The 26,173-nt window shown below is 45.4% G+C and carries 24 protein-coding genes and 3 rRNA genes; 5 read left to right on the top strand and 22 right to left on the bottom strand.

Annotation, left to right across the window (positions count from 1 at the left end; genetic code table 11):
• The first annotated feature begins 9 nt into the window (after positions 1-9).
• Together MKY92_RS03115 and MKY92_RS03110 are read left to right on the top strand one after the other, a co-directional pair.
• Complete coding sequence (locus tag MKY92_RS03115) at positions 10-312, top strand: hypothetical protein (protein ID WP_339299103.1); 303 nt, start codon at positions 10-12, stop codon at positions 310-312.
• 79 nt (positions 313-391) lie between these two features.
• Positions 392-1,303, top strand: coding sequence for a site-specific integrase (locus tag MKY92_RS03110; RefSeq protein WP_339299101.1), 912 nt, complete (start codon positions 392-394; stop codon positions 1,301-1,303).
• 235 nt (positions 1,304-1,538) lie between these two features.
• Here MKY92_RS03110 and MKY92_RS03105 read toward each other — a convergent pair whose 3' ends face one another.
• The 8 genes from MKY92_RS03105 to MKY92_RS03070 all read right to left on the bottom strand — a co-directional run bounded on the left by MKY92_RS03105 (position 1,539) and on the right by MKY92_RS03070 (position 9,060).
• Positions 1,539-2,120, bottom strand: coding sequence for an NAD(P)H-dependent oxidoreductase (locus MKY92_RS03105; RefSeq protein ID WP_339299100.1), 582 nt, complete (start codon positions 2,118-2,120; stop codon positions 1,539-1,541).
• 166 nt (positions 2,121-2,286) lie between these two features.
• Positions 2,287-2,730: a MarR family transcriptional regulator gene (locus MKY92_RS03100; protein WP_339299098.1), complete on the bottom strand. Its 444-nt coding sequence runs from the start codon at positions 2,728-2,730 to the stop codon at positions 2,287-2,289.
• A gap of 160 nt (positions 2,731-2,890) precedes the next feature.
• Positions 2,891-3,568 carry an NAD(P)H-dependent oxidoreductase gene (locus MKY92_RS03095; RefSeq protein WP_339299096.1) on the bottom strand — a complete coding sequence of 226 codons (678 nt, stop codon included), beginning with the start codon at positions 3,566-3,568 and terminating at the stop codon, positions 2,891-2,893.
• A 209-nt stretch (positions 3,569-3,777) separates the two neighbouring features.
• Positions 3,778-5,523, bottom strand: coding sequence for a methyl-accepting chemotaxis protein (locus tag MKY92_RS03090; protein WP_339299094.1), 1,746 nt, complete (start codon positions 5,521-5,523; stop codon positions 3,778-3,780).
• A 195-nt stretch (positions 5,524-5,718) separates the two neighbouring features.
• Complete coding sequence (locus MKY92_RS03085; protein ID WP_339299092.1) at positions 5,719-6,177, bottom strand: DUF523 domain-containing protein; 459 nt, start codon at positions 6,175-6,177, stop codon at positions 5,719-5,721.
• 59 nt (positions 6,178-6,236) lie between these two features.
• On the bottom strand, positions 6,237-7,520 hold the full coding sequence (locus tag MKY92_RS03080) for a hypothetical protein (RefSeq protein ID WP_339299090.1): 1,284 nt from the start codon (positions 7,518-7,520) through the stop codon (positions 6,237-6,239).
• Complete coding sequence (locus MKY92_RS03075) at positions 7,517-8,095, bottom strand: sigma-70 family RNA polymerase sigma factor (protein ID WP_339299088.1); 579 nt, start codon at positions 8,093-8,095, stop codon at positions 7,517-7,519. Before MKY92_RS03075 ends, MKY92_RS03080 begins: the two co-directional genes overlap by 4 nt.
• A 230-nt stretch (positions 8,096-8,325) precedes the next feature.
• Positions 8,326-9,060 (bottom strand): class I SAM-dependent methyltransferase, encoded by a 735-nt coding sequence (locus tag MKY92_RS03070; protein WP_339299086.1) that lies wholly within the window; start codon positions 9,058-9,060, stop codon positions 8,326-8,328.
• Between the two features lie 162 nt (positions 9,061-9,222).
• Between MKY92_RS03070 and MKY92_RS03065 the strand changes: the two genes are divergently transcribed.
• Both MKY92_RS03065 and MKY92_RS03060 read left to right on the top strand, forming a co-directional pair.
• On the top strand, positions 9,223-10,578 hold the full coding sequence (locus MKY92_RS03065) for an MATE family efflux transporter (protein WP_339299084.1): 1,356 nt from the start codon (positions 9,223-9,225) through the stop codon (positions 10,576-10,578).
• Positions 10,579-10,957: 379 nt separating this feature from the next.
• A complete protein-coding gene (locus MKY92_RS03060) occupies positions 10,958-11,380 on the top strand; it encodes a hypothetical protein (RefSeq protein WP_339299083.1) in 423 nt (140 codons plus the stop codon).
• Positions 11,381-11,540: 160 nt separating this feature from the next.
• Here the strand turns inward: MKY92_RS03060 and rrf are convergent.
• From rrf to MKY92_RS03010, 10 genes are all read right to left on the bottom strand, one after another.
• Positions 11,541-11,657: ribosomal RNA gene (gene rrf / locus MKY92_RS03055) — 5S ribosomal RNA — on the bottom strand.
• A 75-nt stretch (positions 11,658-11,732) separates the two neighbouring features.
• A 23S ribosomal RNA gene (locus tag MKY92_RS03050) occupies positions 11,733-14,660 on the bottom strand.
• A 309-nt stretch (positions 14,661-14,969) separates the two neighbouring features.
• Positions 14,970-16,522 (bottom strand): 16S ribosomal RNA (locus MKY92_RS03045).
• Together the 16S, 23S and 5S rRNA genes form the textbook arrangement of a ribosomal RNA operon.
• A gap of 534 nt (positions 16,523-17,056) precedes the next feature.
• Positions 17,057-18,277 (bottom strand): TraB/GumN family protein, encoded by a 1,221-nt coding sequence (locus MKY92_RS03040; protein WP_339299081.1) that lies wholly within the window; start codon positions 18,275-18,277, stop codon positions 17,057-17,059.
• A 182-nt stretch (positions 18,278-18,459) separates the two neighbouring features.
• Positions 18,460-18,738, bottom strand: coding sequence for a hypothetical protein (locus MKY92_RS03035; RefSeq protein ID WP_339299080.1), 279 nt, complete (start codon positions 18,736-18,738; stop codon positions 18,460-18,462).
• Between the two features lie 79 nt (positions 18,739-18,817).
• Positions 18,818-20,113, bottom strand: a complete 1,296-nt coding sequence (locus MKY92_RS03030) for an ABC transporter permease (protein WP_339299079.1) — start codon at positions 20,111-20,113, stop codon at positions 18,818-18,820.
• Positions 20,106-21,008: an ATP-binding cassette domain-containing protein gene (locus MKY92_RS03025; protein ID WP_036668607.1), complete on the bottom strand. Its 903-nt coding sequence runs from the start codon at positions 21,006-21,008 to the stop codon at positions 20,106-20,108. Before MKY92_RS03025 ends, MKY92_RS03030 begins: the two co-directional genes overlap by 8 nt.
• A 20-nt stretch (positions 21,009-21,028) precedes the next feature.
• Entirely contained in the window at positions 21,029-21,925 is an 897-nt protein-coding gene (locus tag MKY92_RS03020) for an ABC transporter ATP-binding protein (RefSeq protein WP_339299077.1), read from the bottom strand.
• 15 nt (positions 21,926-21,940) lie between these two features.
• Positions 21,941-22,330 (bottom strand): GntR family transcriptional regulator, encoded by a 390-nt coding sequence (locus MKY92_RS03015; RefSeq protein ID WP_036613231.1) that lies wholly within the window; start codon positions 22,328-22,330, stop codon positions 21,941-21,943.
• Positions 22,331-22,419: 89 nt separating this feature from the next.
• Positions 22,420-23,133 carry a hypothetical protein gene (locus MKY92_RS03010; RefSeq protein WP_339299076.1) on the bottom strand — a complete coding sequence of 238 codons (714 nt, stop codon included), beginning with the start codon at positions 23,131-23,133 and terminating at the stop codon, positions 22,420-22,422.
• Between the two features lie 232 nt (positions 23,134-23,365).
• On the opposite strand from MKY92_RS03010, the gene MKY92_RS03005 reads away from it, so the two are divergent.
• Entirely contained in the window at positions 23,366-23,695 is a 330-nt protein-coding gene (locus MKY92_RS03005; protein WP_339299075.1) for a hypothetical protein, read from the top strand.
• 111 nt (positions 23,696-23,806) lie between these two features.
• On the opposite strand, the gene MKY92_RS03000 is transcribed toward MKY92_RS03005, so the two are convergent.
• The 4 genes from MKY92_RS03000 to MKY92_RS02985 form a co-directional block, all read right to left on the bottom strand.
• Positions 23,807-24,178, bottom strand: coding sequence for a hypothetical protein (locus tag MKY92_RS03000; protein WP_339299073.1), 372 nt, complete (start codon positions 24,176-24,178; stop codon positions 23,807-23,809).
• Positions 24,179-24,319: 141 nt separating this feature from the next.
• Positions 24,320-24,784, bottom strand: a complete 465-nt coding sequence (locus tag MKY92_RS02995; protein ID WP_105601398.1) for a DUF420 domain-containing protein — start codon at positions 24,782-24,784, stop codon at positions 24,320-24,322.
• 35 nt (positions 24,785-24,819) lie between these two features.
• The gene (gene ctaG, locus MKY92_RS02990) at positions 24,820-25,743 is read right to left on the bottom strand and encodes a cytochrome c oxidase assembly factor CtaG (RefSeq protein ID WP_339301664.1); all 924 of its coding nucleotides are present in this window, start codon (positions 25,741-25,743) and stop codon (positions 24,820-24,822) included.
• A 108-nt stretch (positions 25,744-25,851) separates the two neighbouring features.
• The gene (locus tag MKY92_RS02985; RefSeq protein WP_036613178.1) at positions 25,852-26,172 is read right to left on the bottom strand and encodes a cytochrome C oxidase subunit IV family protein; all 321 of its coding nucleotides are present in this window, start codon (positions 26,170-26,172) and stop codon (positions 25,852-25,854) included.
• Between the last annotated feature and the right edge of the window lies 1 nt (position 26,173).

Raw genomic sequence — 26,173 nt, 5'->3', positions numbered from 1 at the left:
GGTGAAAATATGAAAATAAATAAACTATTGAAATGGTTAAAGATTACCTGGGGGCTAACGTACATAGCTTTTGTTGTAGTGTTTGTAATAGTACTAGGCTTCTTTATTACTGGAATGCTCCAAGACAAAAAAGCATTAATTGATACCGCAGCTATGAGCACCGTTACGTTGTTACTTGCGTTTGCCTCACTACCCAGTTTGTTAATCCAGCTACTCTCGCTTCTCGAAATCAATCAAAAGAAAACTTACACTGCTACAAAAAAATGTCCCAACTGTAGACATACTATTGACTTGAAGCTCACTGAAGATTAAAGATTTAGTACATATGTTCTGTTTATTGAATGCATTTGGTCACCCCGGCAAACGATTGACCGGGGCTACTGCTATATGAATGATAATTAGACAGCTACGATATTACGCTAAAGTTAAAATAAATAAACTGACTCATAATCATCATCAGAATATGCTCAATCAAATGTTTAAGGAGGGATACTCTCAAAGCTCACTCCAGGGCGTAGATGTGACAGCTAAAATGATAATTAAGTATCCGATTAAACATAAGATGATAGCAGATAATCCGTTTGCTGATACTGTAATTCCAGTGAAACTTTTGACGGTTGAAGAAATAGAAAGCGACTCTATTGCGGAAAAGATTCTGGAGAAACATGAATTAGCAGAGTTTCTTCTGGCGGTTAGAGAGCAAGGTCTTCCTATGGATCTGGAAATATTTCATTTGTTGGCATTCAGCGGCCTGAGATCTGGGGAATTATGCGCTTTAAAGGATACAGATTTCTTTTTAGAAACTAACGAACTCCGTGTGACAAAAACTTTATACTGCCCCAAAAACAACGTGAAGAACTATATGTTAACCCCACCAAAAACAAAAGGATCGATTCGAAGGTTTGATGTGATTGAGGATGTAATGCGAGGAATTGCACGTCATTTAGAACGTATGCGTTCAAAGAGAATAGCTGCTAAGAAACTTATGGATAATTATCATGATGAAAATTTTGTTTTTGCTCGAAGCGATGGTTACCCCTTTATCACTAAAAAAATTCTCAAACGTATGGACAGACTCCTATTAAAAACATCAATTACAAAAAGGGCTACTCCTCATATTTTTCGTCACACGCATATTTCAATGCTGGCTGAAGCCGAAGTAGATTTGAAGACAATCATGGAGAGAGTTGGGCATGATGATGCAAAAACTACTCTAAAGATATATACTCATGTTACGAAAAATATGAAGAAAAATGCGACGGAAAGAATTATGAAACATTTCTCAGATGTCCTTCAAATATAGCATTTTGCAGAGAATGTGATTTTTATGTGATTTTCTACTTTCGATAAGCGCGAGGATATCCTTATAACACTTGGTTTTACTCATGTTTTCGCTTCAAAGAGGTTTTATGGGTACGATTATACCCCCTTTCATTCATTTTGCAAACATACGAAACAAACAAACCGACTCATAATTGAGTCGGTCTGGTATCATATGGAATGCGAATCTGGAATCTACATCTACATCTACTTCCACATTAGAATTTGGTCGTAACCGTCTGTTTAACCTGATCCAACATGGCTTGATATGCGGGTGCATCCAGGTATCCAATACTACCGAAGAGCAGATGATCTACGGCTTCAATACCTACAAAATCGAAAATACCTACGTCTGAGGTAACTTTCAACCCAGCAGTCATACCAATCTGATCATAAATTTCACTTGGTGTACCATGTGTGTTGATGATAAGTCCTTTTTTGCCTGTCAGCAATTTCTCGATTCCCGCTTCACCCGCTGCATATGCAAAACCATAGGCGAATACACGGTCAACGTACCCTTTCATAATGGCAGGAAGGCCTGTCCACCAGATCGGATAGATGAATGTAATAGCTTCTGCATTCGTAACAAACTCTTGTTCCGTAGCGATATCCTGTGGTGTCTGTCCTGCGCGCATGGAAGCTGTATCGGCTTCAGTCAGTACGGGTTGGAATCCAAGCTTATATAAGTCACGAACGACTACTTCATGGCCTTGAGCTTCGAGAGCTTCTACAGCAGTATTGAGGATTGCGTTATTCAAGCTGTCTGTGTGCGGGTGAGCATATACGATAAGATGTTTCATAGTGTGAATCCCTTCAGGTTTGGTTTGAGTTAGGTTGCGAAAATAAATTACATTGATACGTCCTCATATATATAGATATCTATGTATATGAGTAAAAAAATATTTGGGCTCCTCTGCCTCCACCCCAGTCAAATCTGGAAGGGTTGCAGACAGAAGAGTTCATTCATTATAACTTTCGGACAATAATGGATAACAAGCTCTCCAATTGCTCCGACTGTTCATCGGACAAGCCACTATAGATGATGTCATTAATATGCTCTGATACCTGATGAAAGATCGGTTCGAGTCGCTTCCCCTGTTCGGTTAGGCGAATCATCGTCACTCGGCTATCTTCGGCACTCTTGCTACGTTCAACATAGCCAAGCTTCTCCAGCTTGTTGACCAGTACTGTTACCGTTGGTTGCGTGCGTTGAACACGTTCAGCCAACATCTTGATCGACAGCGTCTCTTCCCGGTACAAGAACATCAATACATCTCCATGAGAAGGAACAATCCCTGTTACCTCATGCTGTTCCAATTCGTGTACAATCCGTTTGTTGACATGGTCCCTGATTCTTGCAATCAGTGCAATTGCGTTGTATTTAGGCATGACCTCATTATACATAGACATCTATGTATAATCAAGTTCTTTTTTATAAAAAGAAAAACAGCCCTTTCCATGCTTCTAACAGGTGGAAAATATCGGGCTGTTTCGATACTACTTTGATCCTTATCTATAATGTTAGATCTTAGCTAATTATTTTTGAATTCATGTTGGATTCATGCTGAATTCAGTTAATCCATTGTGTGATTTTCTCAACGGATTGTCGTGACTTTTCACGCTGGGGCTCCTCTGCCCGATAACCGAAGGCTGCCATCATGGAGACGCCCCATGTGCCATTTTCGAGCAAGCCCTCTTCTTCCATAATACGGTGGACGCCCTCACGGCTGAAACCTTCGATTGGACAAGAATCAATCTCGATCTGAGCTGCCGCCGTCATCATGTTGCCGAGTGCAATATAAGTTTGTTTAGATGCCCAGTCAAATAATGATCGTGGATTATCCAGAATTTTCTGGTTATTTTGGAACTTTCCATAAGCCTCACTTGTTAGCTCATATACGTTATTTGGCATTCCCTTTGTTTCCTTCAACATGTACTCCGCATAAGGAGAATTATAACTGGCATCTGATCGGGCCAAAATAACAACAAAATGGCTTGCTGTAGCCAATTGCTTTTGAGCGCCGGAAGAGACTTCGGACAGACGCTTACGCAGGTTCGGATTTTGTACAATCAGAAACTTCCACGGCTCAAGACCAATGGAACTTGGAGATAATCTGCCTGTTTCCAATATAAATTGGAAATCCTCATCCGTGATTTTGCGGGTATCATCAAATATCTTTGTTGCATGCCGGAAATGATACGCCTTTAAGATGTCTTCCTTTGTCTTTGACTTTGCTGTAACTTCCATGGAGCTCCACGTCCTTTTTATATATTTTTTATGTTGAACAATAATGTTTAAGTAGCTTCATCTCAAGTATTAGTTTAGGTCCTATGTGTATAAATTAAAAGTACGCACATTATTGTTTCTTGGTTTATAAAAGTAAGTATTGGATGAAAGACAGCAATAATCCACTAGGCACTTACATGGCCTAGTGGATTATCTACGACTCTTTCCTTTTAAATCTTGAAATCTTGAACCAGCTTATTCAGATTTAATGCACTATCTTTCACTTGATCAGATTGTTTAACTACTTCCACAGATTGCGCAGCAGAAGCGACCATGTGTCCTGCGATTTCCTGACTTGATGCGGCTGATTGTTCACTGGCTGATGCAATCTCGTGAATGGAGCCAACTAGTATTTTGATATTCGCAGTCACTTGTTGTGAGGTTGCATTGAGATCTTTAACGGCATTGGCATGATCAAGGGAATCGACATAATACTGTTCAGCTGTATCCTCCAATAATTTATAATCTTTGCCAACCTGATTGAACATAAAGGATAGCAACTCTTTGGCATTCGAGGACAGATTGGTTACAGATTGCATAACTTCTTCCGTGACCTGCTGTATTTGATCGGCAGCCTGTCTGGAATCATCAGCCAACTTTCGAATCTCGCTTGCTACAACCGCAAAACCCCTGCCTGCTTCTCCAGCTCTTGCAGCTTCAATGGAGGCATTGAGTGCAAGCAGATTAGTCTGCGCTGTAACATCCAAAATAGACTGAGATAATATACCAATCTGATCTACAGCTGTTGCACGTTCCAGTGCTTCTGTCATCTTCTTACTCGTATGATCAACCATGTCTATGGCTGCTCTGCTTGATTCGCGGGCTTCCTGCTTCAACTTTTCAGCCTTCGTGCTGGTCACATAGGCGGATTCTGCTTGTTTAGATGTCCGTTCCGATATATATTCAGCCCCCTGTTGCATCTCATTAGCCGAATGATTCATATTTTCCGTATGGGCTGAAGCCTCTTCCATTGCAGCCGAGAGCTCCTCAACTGTAGCTGATACTTCACGAATTCGTTCATTCAGACCAGCCATGTTCTGGTTGGTAAGATCGCTAACTTGGTTGATATGATGAGATTCCTGAATTACACCACGAATGACATCTGTTGTGGAATCGGTCATTGTACCAATAGCTCGTGCGATGACACTTATCTCATTATTTCCCTGTGTTAGATGCGGATCTAAGGATGCCGTTAAGTTGCCTTTTGTTATTTCTTCACAATAACGGGTAATTGCTTTCATTCGTTGACGTATACTGCGAATCATTACAAATGAAATCAGAATGAGCGCTGCAAGTGAAAGCAAAAGAACCGAACCGAGCACCAATGCTCGCTGCTGAATCACTTCCTGTGTATCCGCATAGAGCTTGGCTGACTCTTCTTCGTTATACGCACTCAAAAGGGTGATCGTCTCCACAATCGCTGTACTGCTTTTGTTAATTCTTCCTCTCTCTTCACTATCGTAGGTGCCCGACATCTTTTTGGTATCCATGATTTGCTCAATATCCTGATAATATGTATCCATCTTTGCTACCAAATTTGCAAATATCTCTTTTTCTTTGGCATCCAATGTTCTTGCTGAAAATTCATTCAAGCCATCCGTGATACTCTTCTTACCTTTTTGAACCTGATCGTACTGTTTGTCGGTGTACTCTGCATTATCAAGAACCTTTGTATAATTGGCGCGCATATTATAGAAATTACTTTTCAATTCAAGAACATTGGTTTGATGCTGGAAACGGTCATTGTAGAGGATACCTTGTCCCGTTTTTGCTTCGTTCATTCCCAAAATTCCAATCAGAAAAACAGTAAACAAGCCGATTAGACTAATCACAGTCATGATGACCATCGTTGTTGTTAATTTCATATTTTTGAGTTTATTTCCTTTCTTATATTTTGGCTTAGACTGAATTGACATGATTATTCCCCCACTTTAAATAGTAGATAGCCTTATATATCTTATATCTATATCGTATGTATCCATATTGTTTGTTAGCATTTCAGGAAAATTGACTTTATTCTTTTAATGAGAAAAGAAATGGGAGACAACAGAAAAGCCGCCAGAATATAATCCAGCGGCTTTTCTGTGAATATGAAACGATATCTGTGCGACCTATAGTTGCTCCATAAATTCATTTTCAGAAATAACGGTATATCCTTCTTGTCTCAGCAATGCTGAGGTGACACCTTCTCCAGCTACCTTTTTATTGGCAAAATTCCCATCATAGATCATCTGTGTACCACAGGACGGACTAAACTCCTTCAGTACCACACACGATACATTCAATTCTCGCGCCCATTCGAGCGTCTGATAGGCTCCCTTGATATACAGCTCTGTGACGTCCTTGCCACTTTTCTCGATCACTTTTGCAGTGCCTGCCAGCACGTCCTTGCCTGTGCCACCAATAATTTCAGCCGGTTCCCGTGGAGTGGAGAAGCCGCCAAGCAGCTCTGGGCATACCATCTTAGCCTGCTCCTGCTCCACAAGCTCCTGAATCTTCACATCCAGGCTCGCTGTTCCATTGTAACGGCAAGCTACCCCCGCCAGACATGAACTTACCAAATATTTCATCGTTATCTCCTTATACTCATCCCATCTATGAAGTAAATTGTAACATATAAGATCAAGCCCTATAACTCACCTCTGGTGATCATCTTGATCCGTCCATCTTCCCTGTATTCAACCTGAAAAACATCCGTGCTCGACTCCAGTTCAAATGTGACCATGCCTGGATGGTCAGGATCACGGTGAAGTTTATACGCTTGAAGATCCATTTTAAATATTTTTTTAATTATAGGTTCTACCTCTCCTCTAAGAAGAGACTCCTGTATGTTATATAGTTCCTGATAATAAGCCTCTATTTCTTCCCAGTCTGCAAAGTCTTGCTCATAATGATTAGCATCCCCAACCGTATAACCCAAGCCCTCTTTTCCTTCGGTCATCTGGACAAAGTAGTTATCTTTAAAGGAAAAGGAGACTGTATCCTTGCCGAGTTCATCATCTTTGCTTCGGCTTGCTCTTACCAGATCAAGATTGGCTTTACCAGACAGAGCCTCAATCGCTTTTCTGGCATCCGCCAGCGCTGCCTGTGATATTTGATCAGGTCTAAGGTCGCCTGTTATCGATACAGCCTTGTCCTGCTGCCATACAATCTCCCCATAACCATTACCAGTCTCATTTTCTAACGCTAATGTCGTATGTGATATCGGCTCCAATTCCCCTTGCTTCATACTCACAGAACGTTGGACTGATGCAGGTTTAAGCGTTGGAGTGCTGCCTATACTTTGCAAAAGAGATGGAACTTGACGCAGATAACGGTGCTCCAGCTCGCTTGGCTGCATCTCACGTCTCATCTGTACTTCACGCAGATTTCCTGTTGTCGCATCAAGCCATATCTGTGCATACTCCTTCTCGCTTTCATTTCCAGCCTCTACATATATTCTGCCGGACACAGGCAAGTCTTCCACTTTCTTAATCTTCAGCTGTTTACCCAGATCATCTCGCATCGTAGTCGCAACATTTCTTTTCATTTTGTCGGTTAGCAGATTCGTGTTAAAACCATCGGATAACTGTAACGCTGCTGTCGGATAGACCTGCTCGATCATGGGTTTTACCAGCTGTCCATCATCCCAGATCCATAGGAACAATCCAGCAGCAATAACCAACGCACCCATGCCGGCAACAAGAGTCCCTCTTCTAGGGTGACGCTTGCGTGACACGTTACCTACTTGCGGTCTAAACGGCCTGGATGCCCTGGAACTGTCCTCTGACCTATCTCCCTTGCTCCCCTCTTCCGACTTCTTCATCCACTCCACCTGTTGAAGCACCTTTCGCTTGTGATCCTCCGTAAAAGGAGACGAAGCAAACGGTCCCTTCCGGATTTCCTTCTCCCATTGCTCATCCTTGTGTCTCATTTGCTTCGCTCCTCCCATTGTTTCCGTACCTTGTCCTTACCTCGGGAAAGTCTGGATTTTACTGTGCCTGAGCTGATTTTCAATATCTCAGCAATCTCACTCGTCGTAAGCTCATATTTCAGATTCAGCAAAAGAATCTCCCGGAACTTCTTCGGCAACGCCAGAACAATATCCCAGATTTCATGGATATGCTCCTTACGCATCACTTCCATCTCGGCCGAAGGATGTGCAGGCTGCTCTGCAATCATGACTCTTTGGCTCGAATCCCCACGCTCTGTCTCAATGGGTAACGTCTCTCCCCACAGGCTACTACGAAAGAATCTGGATTTTCGATATGTAAAAGTCGTGTTCCTAGTAATCGTCAACAGCCATGTTTTCAGTGAGCAATCCCCACGATAAAGAGCGATCCCCGAGTACGCCCGAATAAATACCTCCTGTGACAATTCGTCTGCCTGTTCGGCACTTTTGGTCTGAAAATAAGCGTAATTCCACACGTCATTTCCGTAGTCATCCATTATGCTGCTAAGTGTGTAATTGTCTATGGTCTGAGCCTGTGCCAGTAATTGATCATCCAACTGTTGTTCACCTCACTTAATATGACTGAGTCTAATGTGGTTTGGTTCCCTGTTTTGGACATTATTTCTTATTATTGTAGCAAAATAAAAAACCAGCATGTTCAACATCGCTGAACACGCTGATTCCTTCAAATTTTGCTAATTTTGAAATCTCTATCAGTAAGCTTTTGGCGAACGCACCACTTCCTCAGTTACTTTCTGCCCTCTAGTCTAACGTATCATTTTCTTCGTTATACTTTAACCGCAGCAATCATCAGAAACATCGGTCTCCGATTCTCGTCTCGCATGCCAGGAACCTGTTCAATCATCTCCGGTGATGGTTTGGATTCAGCCACTTTTTGAATAGCAAACCCCGCCTTAATCAGTTCATTGAGATATGTTGCCAGTGTGCGATGATATTTGACCACATCCTGATTCAAAAAGTTCGCCACACGTTCCCCTTCATCGTGGTAATCATCCACGGGCCAGTGAAGAGTCTCACCTGTGGGTCCGTAATGCCAATCCTGCGCAGCACGAGCGGTGAAGATGGGATGTTCGGTAGATAGTACAAATGTGCCCCCTTCTACGAGACAATCATTGATCTTAGCGTACACCGTGTCTAACCTTTCAATATAATGCAAAGCAAGTGAACTGATCACAACGTCGAATTGTCCCGGTGCAAAATCAATATCTTCAATCGCCAGCTGCTCGTACCGGATCTGCGGATCGTCCGTCATTTCACGAGCACGCTGAAGCATATTTTCAGACAAATCTACTCCGATCACTGAACTCGCTTGCTGCTCTCGCGCATACCGGCAGTGCCAGCCAAAACCACATCCCAAATCCAGCACACGCTTGTCCTTCAAATCAGGCAAAAGAGTCTGCAGTTCATGCCACTCCCCCGCTGCATCCAGCCCTTGAACGGAACGTGCCATCTTACTATAGTTATTGAAAAATTCAGATTCATCGTATTTATTTTGTTTCATCAAGAGAATCCTCCCGCTTTATAAATATCCACCTACTCTACCACATAAACGATATTTAAACGCAAAAGTTGCCAAGAGAATTCACGACGTGTTATCATACAGAACGAACGTTCAGTATTATTAAATGCAAAATGAACATTCAGTATACTAACGGAGGTCATTATGAATACGAATTGGACGCATCCCTTGGAAGGGCAATCTGTAGGTAAAGCTTTTATAAGCTACCTCGTGCCTTCTGTATTGGGGATGCTGGTAGTTGCTTTTAATTTTATTATCGACGGCATTATGGTTGGACACAAACTGGGTTCTACCGCGATGGCGGGAATCGGCATTGCCTCACCTGTTTACACACTTTTTGTTGCTATGTCGTTGTGGATCGGTATGGGCGGGGCAACCTTGTACTCAAACGCTATGGGTAGAAAAGATATCACATCAGCCAAACAAATTTTCACAAAATCCATTATGCTGATTATGCTAGTTACGATAGCCATTGGATATACTGCATTTACGTTCAAAGACAAGCTAGTATACTCCCTCGGTGCTAACGCTGAGACATTCCCGTTTGCTTCGGACTATATGAATATCATGTTATTGTTCGGGTTCGTTTTCACGATTGAGAATGCACTCTCTATCTTTGTACGAAACGATGGTAATCCCAACACGTCCATGTACGCTCAGATTACGTTTGCTGTAGCCAATATCATCATCAATTATATAACATTGTATGTACTCGAATGGGGTGTACGCGGTGTGGCCATCGGTACTATTATATCAGCGTCTCTTGCGCTACTTGTCCTGTTCACTCACTTTTTCAAAAAAACAAATAATCTCACATTCACCCGATTCAAATGGAACAACAAACTGCTGGCTTCCCTTCTACTCATTGGTTTCCCCAGCTTTCTGGCTGAACTCGGCATGTCGGTCTTCTCTGTCTCTCACAATATCTCCATGGACCGCATTGCGGGCACGGATGGTGTAGCATCCTTTACCGTATTGAACTATATTCATGGTGTTGTATTGTTGGCTTTCCTGGGTCTGGCATCTGCTGCCCAGCCTCTGATAAGCTATTATCACGGTGCCAACCAGATTAAACGGGTACAACAAACGATACGTTTAGCCACTAAAACAGCTCTGGCATGCGGTCTGCTGTTACTGGTTGTTGTTCAGATCGGTGCACCTTATTTCGTGCAAATCTTTGGAAACTTCAGTAGTGGCGTAACGGATAATGCCGTTTACGGATTACGTATATTTACATTTGCCTATGTGTTTATGGGTGTTAACTTTGTCATGAGCACCTATTTCCAATCTGTAGGCAATGCCAAAATGGCCATTTGGATCACAGCTGCGCGTGAAATGATCATCATGATTGCGTTGATTGCAATTCTCCCTTCATTCTTTGGTGTCACGGGTGTGTGGCTTGCCGTACCGCTGTCTGAAATGCTGGTTCTCGCAACCATAGCCCTGTACTATAGAAAACGATCCCTTACGGATCGAATAAACGCGTTGCGTCCTGAGTAGCCATAATGGATTAAATGAACGTATAGAGAAAAGATAAAGCCCTGCTCGGTCTACATAGATCGGGCAGGGCTTTGTTATGCTTGAAGCAAATATAATCAGAACCAAATATCGTATCGTCCATTGCTATTAACGGTTGCTTGAGCACTATAGCTATAGAAAATGTGAATGATGTATGAATAAAGTGTATATTTAACAAAAATAGGATATAAAACTATCTTTAAATAATTGTATATATTTGTTAATTGGAGTATGGTTGTCTTGTCAAACTATATACGGCGCCAGACCTCCCCTCACTTTTATCCTAGGAAATGACTGTGAGGAAAGCTACTGTGAGTATGATCAATCTCGACTTTTATATATGAAAAGGAGATGTTCGATTGTGAAGAAATATCAAAAAACTGCAATTTCAGCTCTCTCTTCCATGGCTTTGCTCCTAGCATCTGTTTCACCAGTATTTGCTGATGAAACGTCTATGCCTATAATCCCTTCACAAGATGCTCAGATAAAACAGGAACAAGAAGCTGCTATCTTTGCCCAAAACCTTATAGTAGAGTATTTCGATGGAGGTTACTCAACGGATATCTATTTGAGTGGAAATGTCACGTTTTCTTTTCTTCCTCGTTCGACTGGGGAATATGTATTTAATGTTGTTGATATGAGTGGAAATTTGAAGGGAAGTGGACGAGTAATCGCATCAGACTTGAGAACGAAAAACATCACTTTAGGGAATCTGTATGGTTACCATAAAATCGTAGGGTACTCACCTAATGGTGGCGGAGGAGATTACCAAATTCAATATTAAAATATACTAAGTCGTAGGAATCACACTGTATTTGTTTACTTACGGAATGTCATACAACGCAGGGAAGACCTATCGGCTTTCACTCAATTCTTTATATGCAATGTATAAAATAGTAACACAAAAAAGACACACTCGATATCATCAAGTGTGTCTTCCTATTGCTTGGCGGCGTCCTACTCTCCCAGGACCCTGCGGTCCAAGTACCATCGGCGCTAGAGGGCTTAACGGTCGTGTTCGGGATGGGTACGTGTGGAACCCCTCCGCCATCGCCACCAAACGCGTAGCTTACATTTCAGAGTGTTGTTCTCTGAAAACTAGATTCGAAACGAAACATGCGAATTATCACTTGCTATTGGATAAGCCCTCGACCGATTAGTACTGGTCAGCTCCATGCATTGCTGCACTTCCACCCCCAGCCTATCTACCTCGTCGTCTTCAAGGGGTCTTACATACTGGGAAATCTCATCTTGAGGGGGGCTTCACGCTTAGATGCTTTCAGCGTTTATCCCGTCCGTACATAGCTACCCAGCGGTGCTCCTGGCGGAACAACTGGTACACCAGCGGTACGTCCATCCCGGTCCTCTCGTACTAAGGACAGCTCCTCTCAAATTTCCTACGCCCACGACAGATAGGGACCGAACTGTCTCACGACGTTCTGAACCCAGCTCGCGTACCGCTTTAATGGGCGAACAGCCCAACCCTTGGGACCTACTTCAGCCCCAGGATGCGATGAGCCGACATCGAGGTGCCAAACCTCCCCGTCGATGTGGACTCTTGGGGGAGATAAGCCTGTTATCCCCAGGGTAGCTTTTATCCGTTGAGCGATGGCCCTTCCATGCGGTACCACCGGATCACTAAGCCCGACTTTCGTCCCTGCTCGACTTGTAGGTCTCGCAGTCAAGCTCCCTTATGCCTTTGCACTCTTCGAATGATTTCCAACCATTCTGAGGGAACCTTTGGGCGCCTCCGTTACTCTTTAGGAGGCGACCGCCCCAGTCAAACTGCCCACCTGACACTGTCCCCGCACCGGATTACGGTACCAGGTTAGAACCTAGATACGATCAGGGTGGTATCCCAACGTTGCCTCCACACAAGCTGGCGCTCATGCTTCAAAGGCTCCCACCTATCCTGTACAGATCGTACCCAAATTCAATATCAAGCTGCAGTAAAGCTCCATGGGGTCTTTCCGTCTTGTCGCGGGTAACCTGCATCTTCACAGGTATTAAAATTTCACCGGATCTCTCGTTGAGACAGCGCCCAAGTCGTTACGCCATTCGTGCGGGTCAGAATTTACCTGACAAGGAATTTCGCTACCTTAGGACCGTTATAGTTACGGCCGCCGTTTACTGGGGCTTCGGTTCACAGCTTCGGGATTACTCCCTAACCACTCCCCTTAACCTTCCAGCACCGGGCAGGCGTCAGCCCGTATACTTCGCCTTACGGCTTCGCACAGACCTGTGTTTTTGCTAAACAGTCGCTTGGGCCTTTTCACTGCGGCCCCCTCGTGCTATTCACACTACCGGGGCACCCCTTCTCCCGAAGTTACGGGGTCATTTTGCCGAGTTCCTTAACGAGAGTTCTTCCGCGCGCCTTAGAATACTCTTCTCGCCTACCTGTGTCGGTTTGCGGTACGGGCACCATCACCTGGCTAGAGGCTTTTCTTGGCAGTGTGAGATCATGACCTTCGCTACTATAATTTTCGCTCCCCATCACAGCTCAGCCTTACAATGTGCGGATTTGCCTACACATCAGCCTCACTGCTTAGACGGACATCCATCAGTCCGCGTCACTACCCTACTGCGTCCCCCCATTGCTCATAACGGCTTACGGTGGTACAGGAATTTCGACCTGTTGTCCTTCGACTACGCCTTTCGGCCTCGCCTTAGGTCCCGACTTACCCTGAGCGGACGAGCCTTCCTCAGGAACCCTTAGGCTTTCGGCGGATCAGATTCTCACTGATCTTTTCGTTACTCATACCGGCATTCTCACTTGTATAATGTCCAGCGCTCCTTACGGTACACCTTCAACCCTTATACAACGCTCCCCTACCCCTGATGCAAAGCATCAAGCCATAGCTTCGGTGGTGTGTTTAGCCCCGTTACATTTTCGGCGCAGAGTCACTCGACCAGTGAGCTATTACGCACTCTTTCAATGGTGGCTGCTTCTAAGCCAACATCCTGGTTGTCTGTGCAACTCCACATCCTTTCCCACTTAACACACACTTGGGGACCTTAGCTGATGGTCTGGGCTGTTTCCCTTTTGACAATGGATCTTAGCACTCACTGTCTGACTCCCGGAAGTAAGTCTATGGCATTCGGAGTTTGACTGAGCTTGGTAACCCTTGCGGGCCCCGCACCCAATCAGTGCTCTACCTCCACGACTCTGTTTTCCGAGGCTAGCCCTAAAGCTATTTCGGGGAGAACCAGCTATCTCCGAGTTCGATTGGAATTTCTCCGCTACCCCCACCTCATCCCCGCATTTTTCAACATGCGTGGGTTCGGGCCTCCAGTGCGTGTTACCGCACCTTCACCCTGGACAGGGGTAGATCACCCGGTTTCGGGTCTACGTCCACGTACTACATCGCCCTATTCAGACTCGCTTTCGCTGCGGCTCCGGCTCTTCACCTTAACCTTGCACGGGAACGTAACTCGCCGGTTCATTCTACAAAAGGCACGCCATCACCCCTAAAACGGGCTCTGACTTTTTGTAAGCACACGGTTTCAGGTTCTATTTCACTCCCCTTCCGGGGTGCTTTTCACCTTTCCCTCACGGTACTGCTTCACTATCGGTCGCTAGGAAGTATTTAGCCTTGGCAGATGGTCCTGCCGGATTCATACGGGGTTTCACGTGCCCCGCACTACTCGGGATCCGTCTCGGAGGGAACAGACTTTCAACTACAGGGCTTTTACCTTCTTTGGCGGGCCTTTCCAGACCTCTTCGCTTAACCGGTTCCTTTGTAACTCCATGTGAGACGTCCCACAACCCCAAAGAGCAAGCTCTCTGGTTTGGGCTTCTCCGCGTTCGCTCGCCGCTACTGACGGAATCACTATTGTTTTCTCTTCCTCAGGGTACTTAGATGTTTCAGTTCCCCTGGTATGCCTCACACTAACCTATGTATTCAGTTAGGTGTAACTGGAAATTACCCCAGCTGGGTTTCCCCATTCGGACACCCCCGGATCAAAGCTTGCTTACAGCTCCCCGAGGCAGTTTCGTTGTTCGCCACGTCCTTCATCGGCTCCTAGCGCCTAGGCATCCTCCGTGTGCTCTTAGTAGCTTAACCATTGCGCTCGTGTTCGAGCTGTCGCTCCGCTTGGTTTGGACTACGTCCAAATCCAAAAGTCGCTCCATTTCGATCACTCGCTCCAGCAATCTACCGTTTTTATTGAAACTTGTTTAACACAAGTTCAGCTAAAAAGGAATGTTCTAATTCGCGTTTGTTTCGTTTCGATATCTAGTTTTCAAAGAACAAGCTCCATGCAAAAGCAAGCTGTTTGAGAGTTTGAGCTCTCAAAACTGAGCAACGAGTGAGTAGTTTTGCAGCTAAGCTGCGTATTTGAATGTTTCCGTTGCAGGAAACGATTCTCCATAGAAAGGAGGTGATCCAGCCGCACCTTCCGATACGGCTACCTTGTTACGACTTCACCCCAATCATCTATCCCACCTTCGGCGGCTGGCTCCTTGCGGTTACCCCACCGACTTCGGGTGTTATAAACTCTCGTGGTGTGACGGGCGGTGTGTACAAGACCCGGGAACGTATTCACCGCGGCATGCTGATCCGCGATTACTAGCAATTCCGACTTCATGCAGGCGAGTTGCAGCCTGCAATCCGAACTGAGACCGGCTTTGTTGGGATTGGCTCCATCTCGCGATTTCGCAGCCCGTTGTACCGGCCATTGTAGTACGTGTGTAGCCCAGGTCATAAGGGGCATGATGATTTGACGTCATCCCCACCTTCCTCCGGTTTGTCACCGGCAGTCTATCTAGAGTGCCCACCCGAAGTGCTGGCAACTAAATATAAGGGTTGCGCTCGTTGCGGGACTTAACCCAACATCTCACGACACGAGCTGACGACAACCATGCACCACCTGTCTCCTCTGTCCCGAAGGAAAGGTACATCTCTGTACCGGTCAGAGGGATGTCAAGACCTGGTAAGGTTCTTCGCGTTGCTTCGAATTAAACCACATACTCCACTGCTTGTGCGGGTCCCCGTCAATTCCTTTGAGTTTCAGTCTTGCGACCGTACTCCCCAGGCGGAGTGCTTAATGTGTTAACTTCGGCACCAAGGGTATCGAAACCCCTAACACCTAGCACTCATCGTTTACGGCGTGGACTACCAGGGTATCTAATCCTGTTTGCTCCCCACGCTTTCGCGCCTCAGCGTCAGTTACAGCCCAGAGAGTCGCCTTCGCCACTGGTGTTCCTCCACATATCTACGCATTTCACCGCTACACGTGGAATTCCACTCTCCTCTTCTGCACTCAAGTCACCCAGTTTCCAGTGCGATCCGGGGTTGAGCCCCGGGATTAAACACCAGACTTAAATGACCGCCTGCGCGCGCTTTACGCCCAATAATTCCGGACAACGCTTGCCCCCTACGTATTACCGCGGCTGCTGGCACGTAGTTAGCCGGGGCTTTCTTCTCAGGTACCGTCACCTTGAGAGCAGTTACTCTCCCAAGCGTTCTTCCCTGGCAACAGAGCTTTACGATCCGAAAACCTTCATCACTCACGCGGCATTGCTCCGTCAGGCTTTCGCCCATTGCGGAAGATTCCCTACTGCTGCCTCCCGTAGGAGTCTGGGCCGTGTCTCAGTCCCAGTGTGGCCGATCACCCTCTCAGGTCGGCTACGCATCGTCGCCTTGGTGAGCCGTTACCTCACCAACTAGCTAATGCGCCGCAGGCCCATCCCCAAGTGACAGATTGCTCCGTCTTTCCAGTTTCCTTCAGGCGAAGAAAACAATTATTCGGTATTAGCTACCGTTTCCGGTAGTTGTCCCAAACTTGAGGGCAGGTTGCCTACGTGTTACTCACCCGTCCGCCGCTAAGTATCAAGGAAGCAAGCTTCCTATCAACTCCGCTCGACTTGCATGTATTAGGCATGCCGCCAGCGTTCGTCCTGAGCCAGGATCAAACTCTCCAATAAAGTATTGAAAAGAGCGATAAGCTCATTTTGAATCTGACGAGATTAAAAATCTCATTTATGCTCCAGTCGATTCAAGCCAAGGCTTGTCTCGACTTTTGCGTTCATTCTGCAAGCAGAATGTTTACTCACTCGTTGTTCAGTTTTCAAAGATCAAACTTGTTTCGTTACCGAATATTGTTCTCTTCAGCAACTCTTATATAATATCATGTCCGAACCAACTTTGCAAGCTCTTTTTTTAAGTTTCTTTCGAAGCTTATTTTATTCGCTTGCCGCACCGTGTATCTCGTGTTTTTTTGGCCGGAAATAGAATATACCATGTAGAACATACACTTGTAAAGAGTTAATTTCAAAATATATCGAATCCACGATCTAACCATATTAAGGACCTTCAATCTACAATGAACTCTTAAGTTCAATTGTATTAACCTGCAGCTTGATCTTCTTTATTTAATCTGTCTTTGTTCTATATATGAAGGTAACCCTCTCAACTCTTATATTCGAGACAAAAGGGTTACCTTCTATAGTAATCTATATTTATTTACGTTCTACTTTATATCCTTTATCCTCAAGCAGTTTCACGATGCCGTGATCACCCAAGTAATGTGCCGCACCAACAACAATGAAATATTCCTCACTTTTGCCGTTTTTCAAGTAACCATCGATTTTGTCCGCCATACCAATGTTACGATCAACCAGCATCGCTTTGTTATATTCCTCGTTAGTGGAGAAGCTGTTTGTCAGTTCAAGCAGTTGCTCGTCATTACCCGTTTTCCACATCTCAGCCATTTCTTTCACACTGTTATCCAACACGTCGAAGTTTTCGATTGTTGCTTTCAGTGTTTCCTCTTGTGTTTCTTTGGAAAAGTCGTTAAACATGCCAAGTTGAGATTGATAACTCTCTAACTCAATAACTGGAAGTTTGCGCTCGATCGCTTTCTGGATGAAATACAGATCCACTCCTGCTGACGCTTCGTATCCTGCCGTTGTGGACTTCAAACTTGCAAGTGTGCTCTCTACTACCCAAGGCTTAAATGCATCCAAGGCGTTAGACTCCAGACCATTTTTCTTCAATACATCACCCAGCTTACTATACGTTTCACTGGAAATGTGGTCTTTCAGTGTTGTTCCATCTTGATACGAACCCAGACTTAGAACCAGCTTTTGCTGCTCTTCGTCAGCGGCTTTGCTAATATCAATCTCTACCCCGAGATAATCAGCTTCCGCAAAGGCTTCTTCAAACTCCGGACGCAATGGATAGAAGCTCTCATCCGCAATATGCATGGACCCTACCAGATAGACCGTGTTGCCATTACTTTCAACTTCCCACATGAATCCACGTCCACCGGTTTGAGCAGTTTCGGTTGCTCCACCTTTGGATACCAACAGCACCGTGCGCGTTGCAGCATCCCAGCGAACTTCATAACCCGCAGCATCACCAACGATACGGATTGGCGCATACGTTACACCGTTGATCCGTGTAAGCTTGCTTTTGAGTGTAATCGTTTTGCCATCTACTACAGCCGTGATCGTATCATCTGTCGCAGTTGTTAGCTTCACGTCCATAGCATCCAGCGTAGTCCGCAGTGGAACCAGTGTTGTACCTTTCTCCAGGATTGGTGCTCCTGTAGCATATTTCACAGCTTGATCATTAACCTTGACGGAAGTTCCTTGTGGAGCAGCCATAGCTGGTACTGAAGATGCGAGCAAACCTACAGAGATTGTGAGAGATAAGAGCATGCGTTTCCAATTCTTCATATTATGTAATCTCCTTTATTGAATATAGTTGCCAATCCAACATTTAATAGAATGGACATACTTAGATACTACGGTTAAAGATGGGAATTGGTGCCACTCCAAAAACGGAGCAGCACTTTATCCCTGCATTACACTCATTAGATAAGAAACAATACATACGAAACCGTCATATATGTTTGATGTTAGATATTCGTAAAATCCAAGCTATTCCATGATAAATAGATACTGATCAGTGCCAGGAAAAAGAACGCTATAGCAATCTTCCGATTACCCCGTAGCTTCACTCCATATGCGACGAAGAAAATAGCGATAGCTAATTTAGCGATGCTTTGGTAATAGCCCTGCTCTGAAAAGGCTGAACTACTAAATACAATGGAAAGTAGCAGTGTAGTCAGGATCAATGCTTTAAACCACAGAGGTTCCCTCAAAAACTGTATATAGAACCCTTTTAACTGCTGCATGATCGTCAACCCTCTCCTGAACTCGATTTAATATAACACCACCGACACATCACACACTACCTACCTTCAAACACTCAACCTAGATCTTATAAGCCTTCATGGCTTTGAACAATTCCTTAAAGGTTGGACGTTTACCGTACATCAACACACCTGTGCGATAGATTTTGGCTGCAAGCCATCCGAAGATGATAATGGATACAATGAGAATCGCTAAGGACGTTAGAATCTCCCAAGTTGGCGCAACTCCTGCGCCGATCCGTACCAGAATCGCTGTCGGCGACGTGAATGGAATGAAGCTTGCGATTTTCAACAACAGAATGTTCGGCGTAGAAATACTGAAGATCGCAATATAGAAGGAAACAAGCGACAACATCGTAATCGGCAGAACAGCCTGACCGAGTTCTTCAGTACGGCTTACCATTGAACCAATGGCAGCAAACAACACGGCATACAGGAAGTAACCCAGAATGTAGAATATGAGTCCGTACACAATAACCGCAATATTCACATCACTTACACTCATATTGAAATCACCTAATACTGCACGGTTATGCGGCAGCAAGATATTTCCGGCAACCACCGCTCCGAAGATCCCGATTTGCAGCATCCCCACCATGAAAATCCCGATGATTTTACCAAACATCTGACTGAGCGGTGATACACTCGTAATCAGAATCTCCATAATACGTGAGCTCTTCTCAGCTGTGATCTCGGAGGCAATCATGTTACCTGTCATCATCGTTGAGGTAAACAGCAGGATGATCAGCAAGTACACCACAATATAGTTAATCGGGCTCATTGCACCTTCAGACTCAGTACCTGCTCCGCTCTCATCTGTACTCAAACTTTGCTCCGTGAGCTTCACAGGTGTTGTAATCAGTTCCTTCTGCTCCGCTGTGAGTACATCCTTCACAACCACATCCAGCTTCACACTCTGTAATGCCGCTTCAATGGATGCAATGATCTGAGGTGATACGTCTTCCGCTGAATATAGAATCGGCTGAGGGAACTCCTGCCCAGCAACAGCTTCAAACTTCAGATAGCCATCAGTAACTCCAGCTTCCGCATCGGCTTTGAGAGCCGCCTCATCTTTGTCACCACTGGCAATGAATCGATAGGCCTGATCTCCTTGAGCCGCAGAGAAGCTCTCCAGTTTCTCCGAAACTTCAGGCTGCCCTGTGCTCAGAAGACCGATATTTACAGGATTACTGCTTGAAGTTCCACCAATGGAACCCCCATTAAATAAGGTAATGAAATACGGGACATTGAGTCCGATTGAGATTAAAAGTGCAAGTACAATGGTCGTCACCATGAATGATTTCGTTTTAACTTTGTTTTTAAATGTAAAACCCGTAATCGTTCCCATTTTATTCATTCGACTCACCTACCTCACGAATAAAGATTTGGTTAAGCGTTGGTTCCTTCAGTTCAAAGTGTTCCACTGTCGTTTGAGTCATCGCTGTTCTCAGAATCTCTTGAGCCGCTTCCACCTGACTAATATGTATCAGGTAACCGCGCTCATTCCGCTCGACTTTCTTCACACCAGACAACTGTTCGAGTCCTTCCACACTACCAATCGTACCCAGGAATACCTGTTCACGCGGATACCGACTCTTGATCTCCTTGATCTCTCCTTGTACGACCGTGTTGGAACGATGCAGAATAGTAATCTGACGACACAACTCTTCAACGTGCTCCATACGGTGTGTTGAGAACAGGATTGCTGTACCTTCGTCACGCAATTCTTTGACGGTGGACTTGAGTAATTCCACGTTTACAGGATCCAGTCCACTGAACGCTTCATCCAGAATGAGAATCTGCGGTCTATGCACTACCGCTGCGATAAAGCCCATTTTCTGCTGATTACCTTTGGATAACTCCTCGATCTTCTTATCGTAATACTCAGGTACCTCAAACCGATTCAGCCAGTACTTGAGGCTCTGATCTGCGTCCTTACCATTCATGCCACGAAGTCGTGCCAGGTAATTAATCTGTTCGCTGACTTTCACCTTCGGGTACAATCCGCGCTCTTCCGGAAGATAACCCATAATCTGTTGCAGCTCCGTATTATAGGGCTTGCCGTTGTAAAGGATATTCCCTCCGTCCGGGTGAATCAGTCCGAGCACCATGCGCATTGTTGTTGTTTTACCTGCACCATTGGCTCCGAGCAATCCGTAAATCTCCCCCTCTTTTACATTGAGCGTGACTCCATTAACGGCTGTTTTGTCTGCATATTGCTTGACGACTTGCTTCAATTCCAATCGATTCATCATTTATCGTCTCCCTTCGGTTATTTCCACTGTACGGGTGCATACCCGGCAATCCAGAATGCCAGCACTTCATCCAATTCCAAGTTACGGATTTTCAATACTCGGTTATTCGACAGCTCCAGCCTTTCCTGCGCTTCGCTGACCCGGGTTGTAATTACGCGAACCAGACCGCCCTCTTCCAAAGAAGATTCCACAACACCAGGGATGCTCTCTGGCCTTAAGTCTCCTTCATACCAGACTTCCTTCCACTGATCGAGCACCATATCTTTCTCGGCCATTCCCAGTGACTGACCACGGTGCATCAATACGATGTAATCCGCAAGTCTTTTGACTTCGTCCGCAATATGTGTGGCAATCAGAATCGTGGTGTCTCCCCCCGCCATGAAGGTACGGAACTGCTCAACCATCACTTTCCAGGCAAAGGGGTCCAGTCCTGATGAAGGCTCATCCAAAAGTAATAGTCTTGGGCGAGCTGCAATTGCAGCTGCAATCTCAAATTTGCGCCGTTCTCCCTTGGACATCTTGTTCAGCTTCACATCAACAGGTACTTCCATATCACGAATCAGTTGGTCGAACAACTTCATATCCCAACGCGGGTACCAGTACGCCCGGAAATAAGCTGCTTCTTGTGCTGTTATCCGGTTCTCTTCTGAACCAGCGTTATCTGCCACAAAACCAATCTGTTGTCTCAGTTCAATGGGAAGTGGCCCATCATGTTCCTGACCAAACCATATAATCTGCCCAGCATCTGGCAGCACCACTTGCTGTAACATGTTAAGAAGAGTGCTTTTGCCTGAACCGTTGTGACCGAGAATAGCCACTATATACCCTTCCGGGATGGTCAGATCAATTGGGCCAATAACTCTGCGCTTTCGCATTTTGGATACGCCATTCAACTGGATTGCTATGGGTTCCACGTATGAATCACTCCCTTACTTCACGTAAATAGCCTTCAGGACTTCCCGGAACAGGCTCTCCATCTCTTCTTCCGTACAGCCTACCGATTTCCCGGACTGCACCGCTGCCTGCATCGCTTCTTGTGCGGCCTTTAATCTATAATTTTCTCTATCGCCGGCTTCTACTTGGGCCACAAATGTACCTGTCCCCTGCTTCGTACGAAGCAAGCCTTCATTCTCCAGATCCTGATAGACCCGTCTAACCGTAATAACACTGCAATTCAGTGCTCCGGCGAACTCACGAATGGACGGCAAATGTGTTCCCTCCCCCAACTGACCCGTAATTATTAACGATCTTAACTGATTTTCAATTTGGTGGTATAAAGGTTCAGCGCTATTTTCATTAATTTGAATGGGTATTTTCACATCTTGCACCTCGCCCTCCGGTACACTCCAGTCTGTTACCTGACCGTGCCGGTTTCATCCTGTATTCGTACATAAGCTCAATTCTCATTTTAATTCAAATCCCGATGAACCAGCTTCTTCAGCGTCAAGCGACTAAACAGCCATAATCCCGCTACGCCAGCCACCAGAGCAATCCACATGATCGGGGAAAGCAGCCCCCATGATTTACTTCCATCCATTACAATCCGCAATCCGTAACTGCCTGACATTCGAATCAGTATGGATATACCAATGGCGATGGGTATAAAAAGCGTACTGAGAAGCAAGTATTTCTTGCCACTGTTCAGGAACTCTCCGTAAATATACAATCCTGTTACCAAAAGGCCATAACCTGTACAGGTAAGGCTAAAGGCCAGGTACTGATCCCATCGGAATCCTTCGGCATGAAAGTTAACCACGTATAACGATCCGTAGAAAAAGATTCCATTGTACGTAAACGCCATCAGAGACTGCTGTAGCCTGGACCACATCACCACTTGTTCAGGGATGGGAATTCTACGATAGTAGGCCAGCATCTGCGTATAAGAATCCTCCTGTATGTATCGGAAGGAGCGCCTGCAGAACATGAACCCTTGAAATGGCAACATGATTAAAAAGAAGGAATCCACTACTGGATTAATGATATCTGTCTGTTGTTGTCCTAAAAACATCACACCGCTCATGCTGCCAGTGTATATCATGAATAATGCAGACCATAGCCATTGGAGCTTATCCTTACTCGTCTGGCTACGGGTCAACCACCACGCCTGCTTCCATTCGTTCATATGCATGCCTGCCTTTCACCTGTCATTCACTCACTCATCTTGCCTTACTGTGTTCACTGTGTTCACTGTGTTCACTGTGTTTACTGTATATATCAATATACACAGTATACAGACCAAATTCTCATCCCGTCAACCCCTAAATTTCCTGAATCAGGAAGATGGGATGGGACACTTTTCAAATTTACGTTAAAATAAACTATAGTAACGAATCAAAGAAAGGAAGGTTACAGCTATGGATTGGTTGGTAGAGATCGGATTTGTCCTCCTTTTCCTTATTGTCGTTATCTGGTTGGTCCTCCGGGATGAACCTCATCGTCATTCTGCCAAAAAAGGCAGACACCGCATTCGCCGTAACAACGGTTATACGGACTCTGCTTCGGGATATCCGGTCATTATGGGAGATGACTCCTACGATCGACATGCCAGACACACATCGGATCTCAAACATCATGATTCGGATTCTTCATCAGGCACACATTCTCATCACAACAGCGATAGTGGTAGCAGCAACGACAGCAGTGGAGATAGCGGTGGCGGAGACAGTGGAGGTGGCGGTGATTAGACTTCATTCGGCAAAACACAAAAGAAGGGCTGTACCCATTATTGTGTAAACACAATTCGGGTACAGCCCTTTGCCGTTCTCTAGCACCTGTTTACAGAAGAGGTCTTACGATTAAACGAGGTTGTAGCCACTAGGCAGACTGCGATCCCTGCGGATTGCACGAATCTGAGCCAGCGTTAACCGCTGATTCGTAGAGATCAGGGATTCCACGTCATTGCCACGGATCAGATCATCCAAATCTCTCAAGTTGGTGTTGCCTCGGAAGACCCGGAATCCACCTTGGAAGTTAGGACGTGTAAACACAACCAGTGTTGCATTGGAACTTGTTGAGAAAAAGCGCAGGCTCTCCACCCCATCCAAAATATTGTCCAGGTTACGAAGACCCGTGTTGCCACGATAGATGCGGCTTCTCCCTCTGTAATTCTCTTCTGAATACACGGTAAGACGTGGATACGTTTGACTGACGTTGACTATTTTTTTCATTTTTTTTCCCCCTCTCGAACTCATTCTATGAACGAATGAGAGGGAAAGCGTGGACGAATGATCTGCTAGATTCGTCCATTTTCATATTTTCAGAAGAGAGTAGTGATGCCGCCCAAGTAACCGGAGGTTATATCTATACTTTTATACGCCGAGGATAACTTCCCATACCGGACGTGTATGACCACCAGGATATAAGAGATATAGAAGAACATACACGACAACACCTGTTAGCGCTGACCCGAACCAGATCATGGACGTGAACTTACCCCAGCGGCGATGTGTTCCGAACTTCTTTTTGAACCCCAGCACCAGTGTGGAGATGCCGAATATCGCTGCCACGGTAGCCAGGATAATATGAAAGATCAGAAATATCCGATAAAAGATCTCCAGATCCGGGTCCCCGCCCCAAGCCGTATTACCTACGAACACCGTGCGAGACATATAGATCACAAAGAAGATCAGAGCTGCAATCGCACCTGCTACCATGGCGGACTGATGAGCCTCACGTTTCCCCTGAATAATCAGTACCCATCCGATCCCCACCAGTACTGCACTAATCACAATGAAAGAAGTACTGATCGTTGGTAGCCAAAAATACATATCCATCGTGTGTTCCCCCTCTTGTCAGAACATTGACTTAATTATTTGGCAGCAGGATTGAGTGGCCCCTCTACGCCCCCAGCAGGATAAGAATCATCATCATCTTCCTGCTTCTCTTTCCGATACCATTGGAAAAAGACATAAGCCAGCATGGAGGCAAAGATTCCCTCCTGAATAAACTTCATTACAATGCCACCAACCTGCTGATCTTCCTTTGCCGAAGACAAAAAGTTGAAGAAGGCAGGCCCACCGAATGAGCGAAGTAATGCCGTAGAATCTCCGGACACACAATACCGCATTGCCTCAGCCCATACCGCCGGGTTGCTGTACGTCTGATACAATGGCTCGGACGCAAAGATAATCAATCCGCACGCAGGCGTAAGCAGCACCATATTCAAGAAAATAAAACCGATCTTGGATAACCCCGATGCTTGTCTGCCTTCTGGTAACGGATTCAGCAATGTCCACCACATGAGCATGGAAGTGATGAACAGTGCAATGTAATACAACCGGTGAACGGTAAAATTCAGCATAACGTAGTCATGTACAATCGGCAGGTGATACAGCGAGAACAGCCCGTTAAAGAGCACTGCCGCAACGATCGGATGAGCGAGGAACGATAGCTGGCGTGTAGGCAACCAGCGTACGATTTTGCGCCATACCCAGATCGGCAAACCTTTCATCATCAGCGGCGGAGCTACCAGATAGGAGAACGCCATACTTACCATGTGGAAGCTAAACATCACGTGACCAAGCAGATTAAAGGGTCCAGCTTGAGCCAGATACAGGACAAACAGCCCTGTAATAAACATGATTTTCTGTGCAGCAGTCGCAGGTTCTGCATCCTTTATTTGCTCGCTTAACGGTCCCACAAGCACCAGATAAGCCGCAGCAATGATCAGAAATAAAGCCAATATAAGCGGACTCCATAAGTCGTTGAAGCTAAAATATTGCAACCCGAGCATACGGGAAACCTCCCCGTGACCTGATTTGGTTGTTGCCATCATTACTTTGTGAAGATTCATACGCCAAAAAGGGGAAAAGACGGCGGCATTGCGCCGCCGCCATCTCTTTTACCACCAGACCCAATAAAGTGCCATAATGATGCACGTAAAGGCTACAAAAAAGCCAAAGGCCATGAACAGAATCGGCATCAAGTGCCCTTTGTCCTTCAAGTGCATCCAATAACCCAATTGAACGAATACTTGAAGAATAGCCATAACGAGCAAAATAATAATGATAAAGGTTGTGTTGACCCCTCCGGCAGAAGCAGCCGCAAACGCAATCAGCGTGAGAATAATGGAGAAGATAAACACCACGACGTGTTTCTGTGGCCCTTCCGTCCGGTGACGGTGTTTCACAGGCTGTTGATCTGTCTTATCCTGTGCCGACATG

Source organism: Paenibacillus sp. FSL R5-0623, assembly GCF_037974265.1.
Classification (GTDB): domain Bacteria; phylum Bacillota; class Bacilli; order Paenibacillales; family Paenibacillaceae; genus Paenibacillus.
This window is presented reverse-complemented; position numbering and strand designations above follow the sequence as displayed.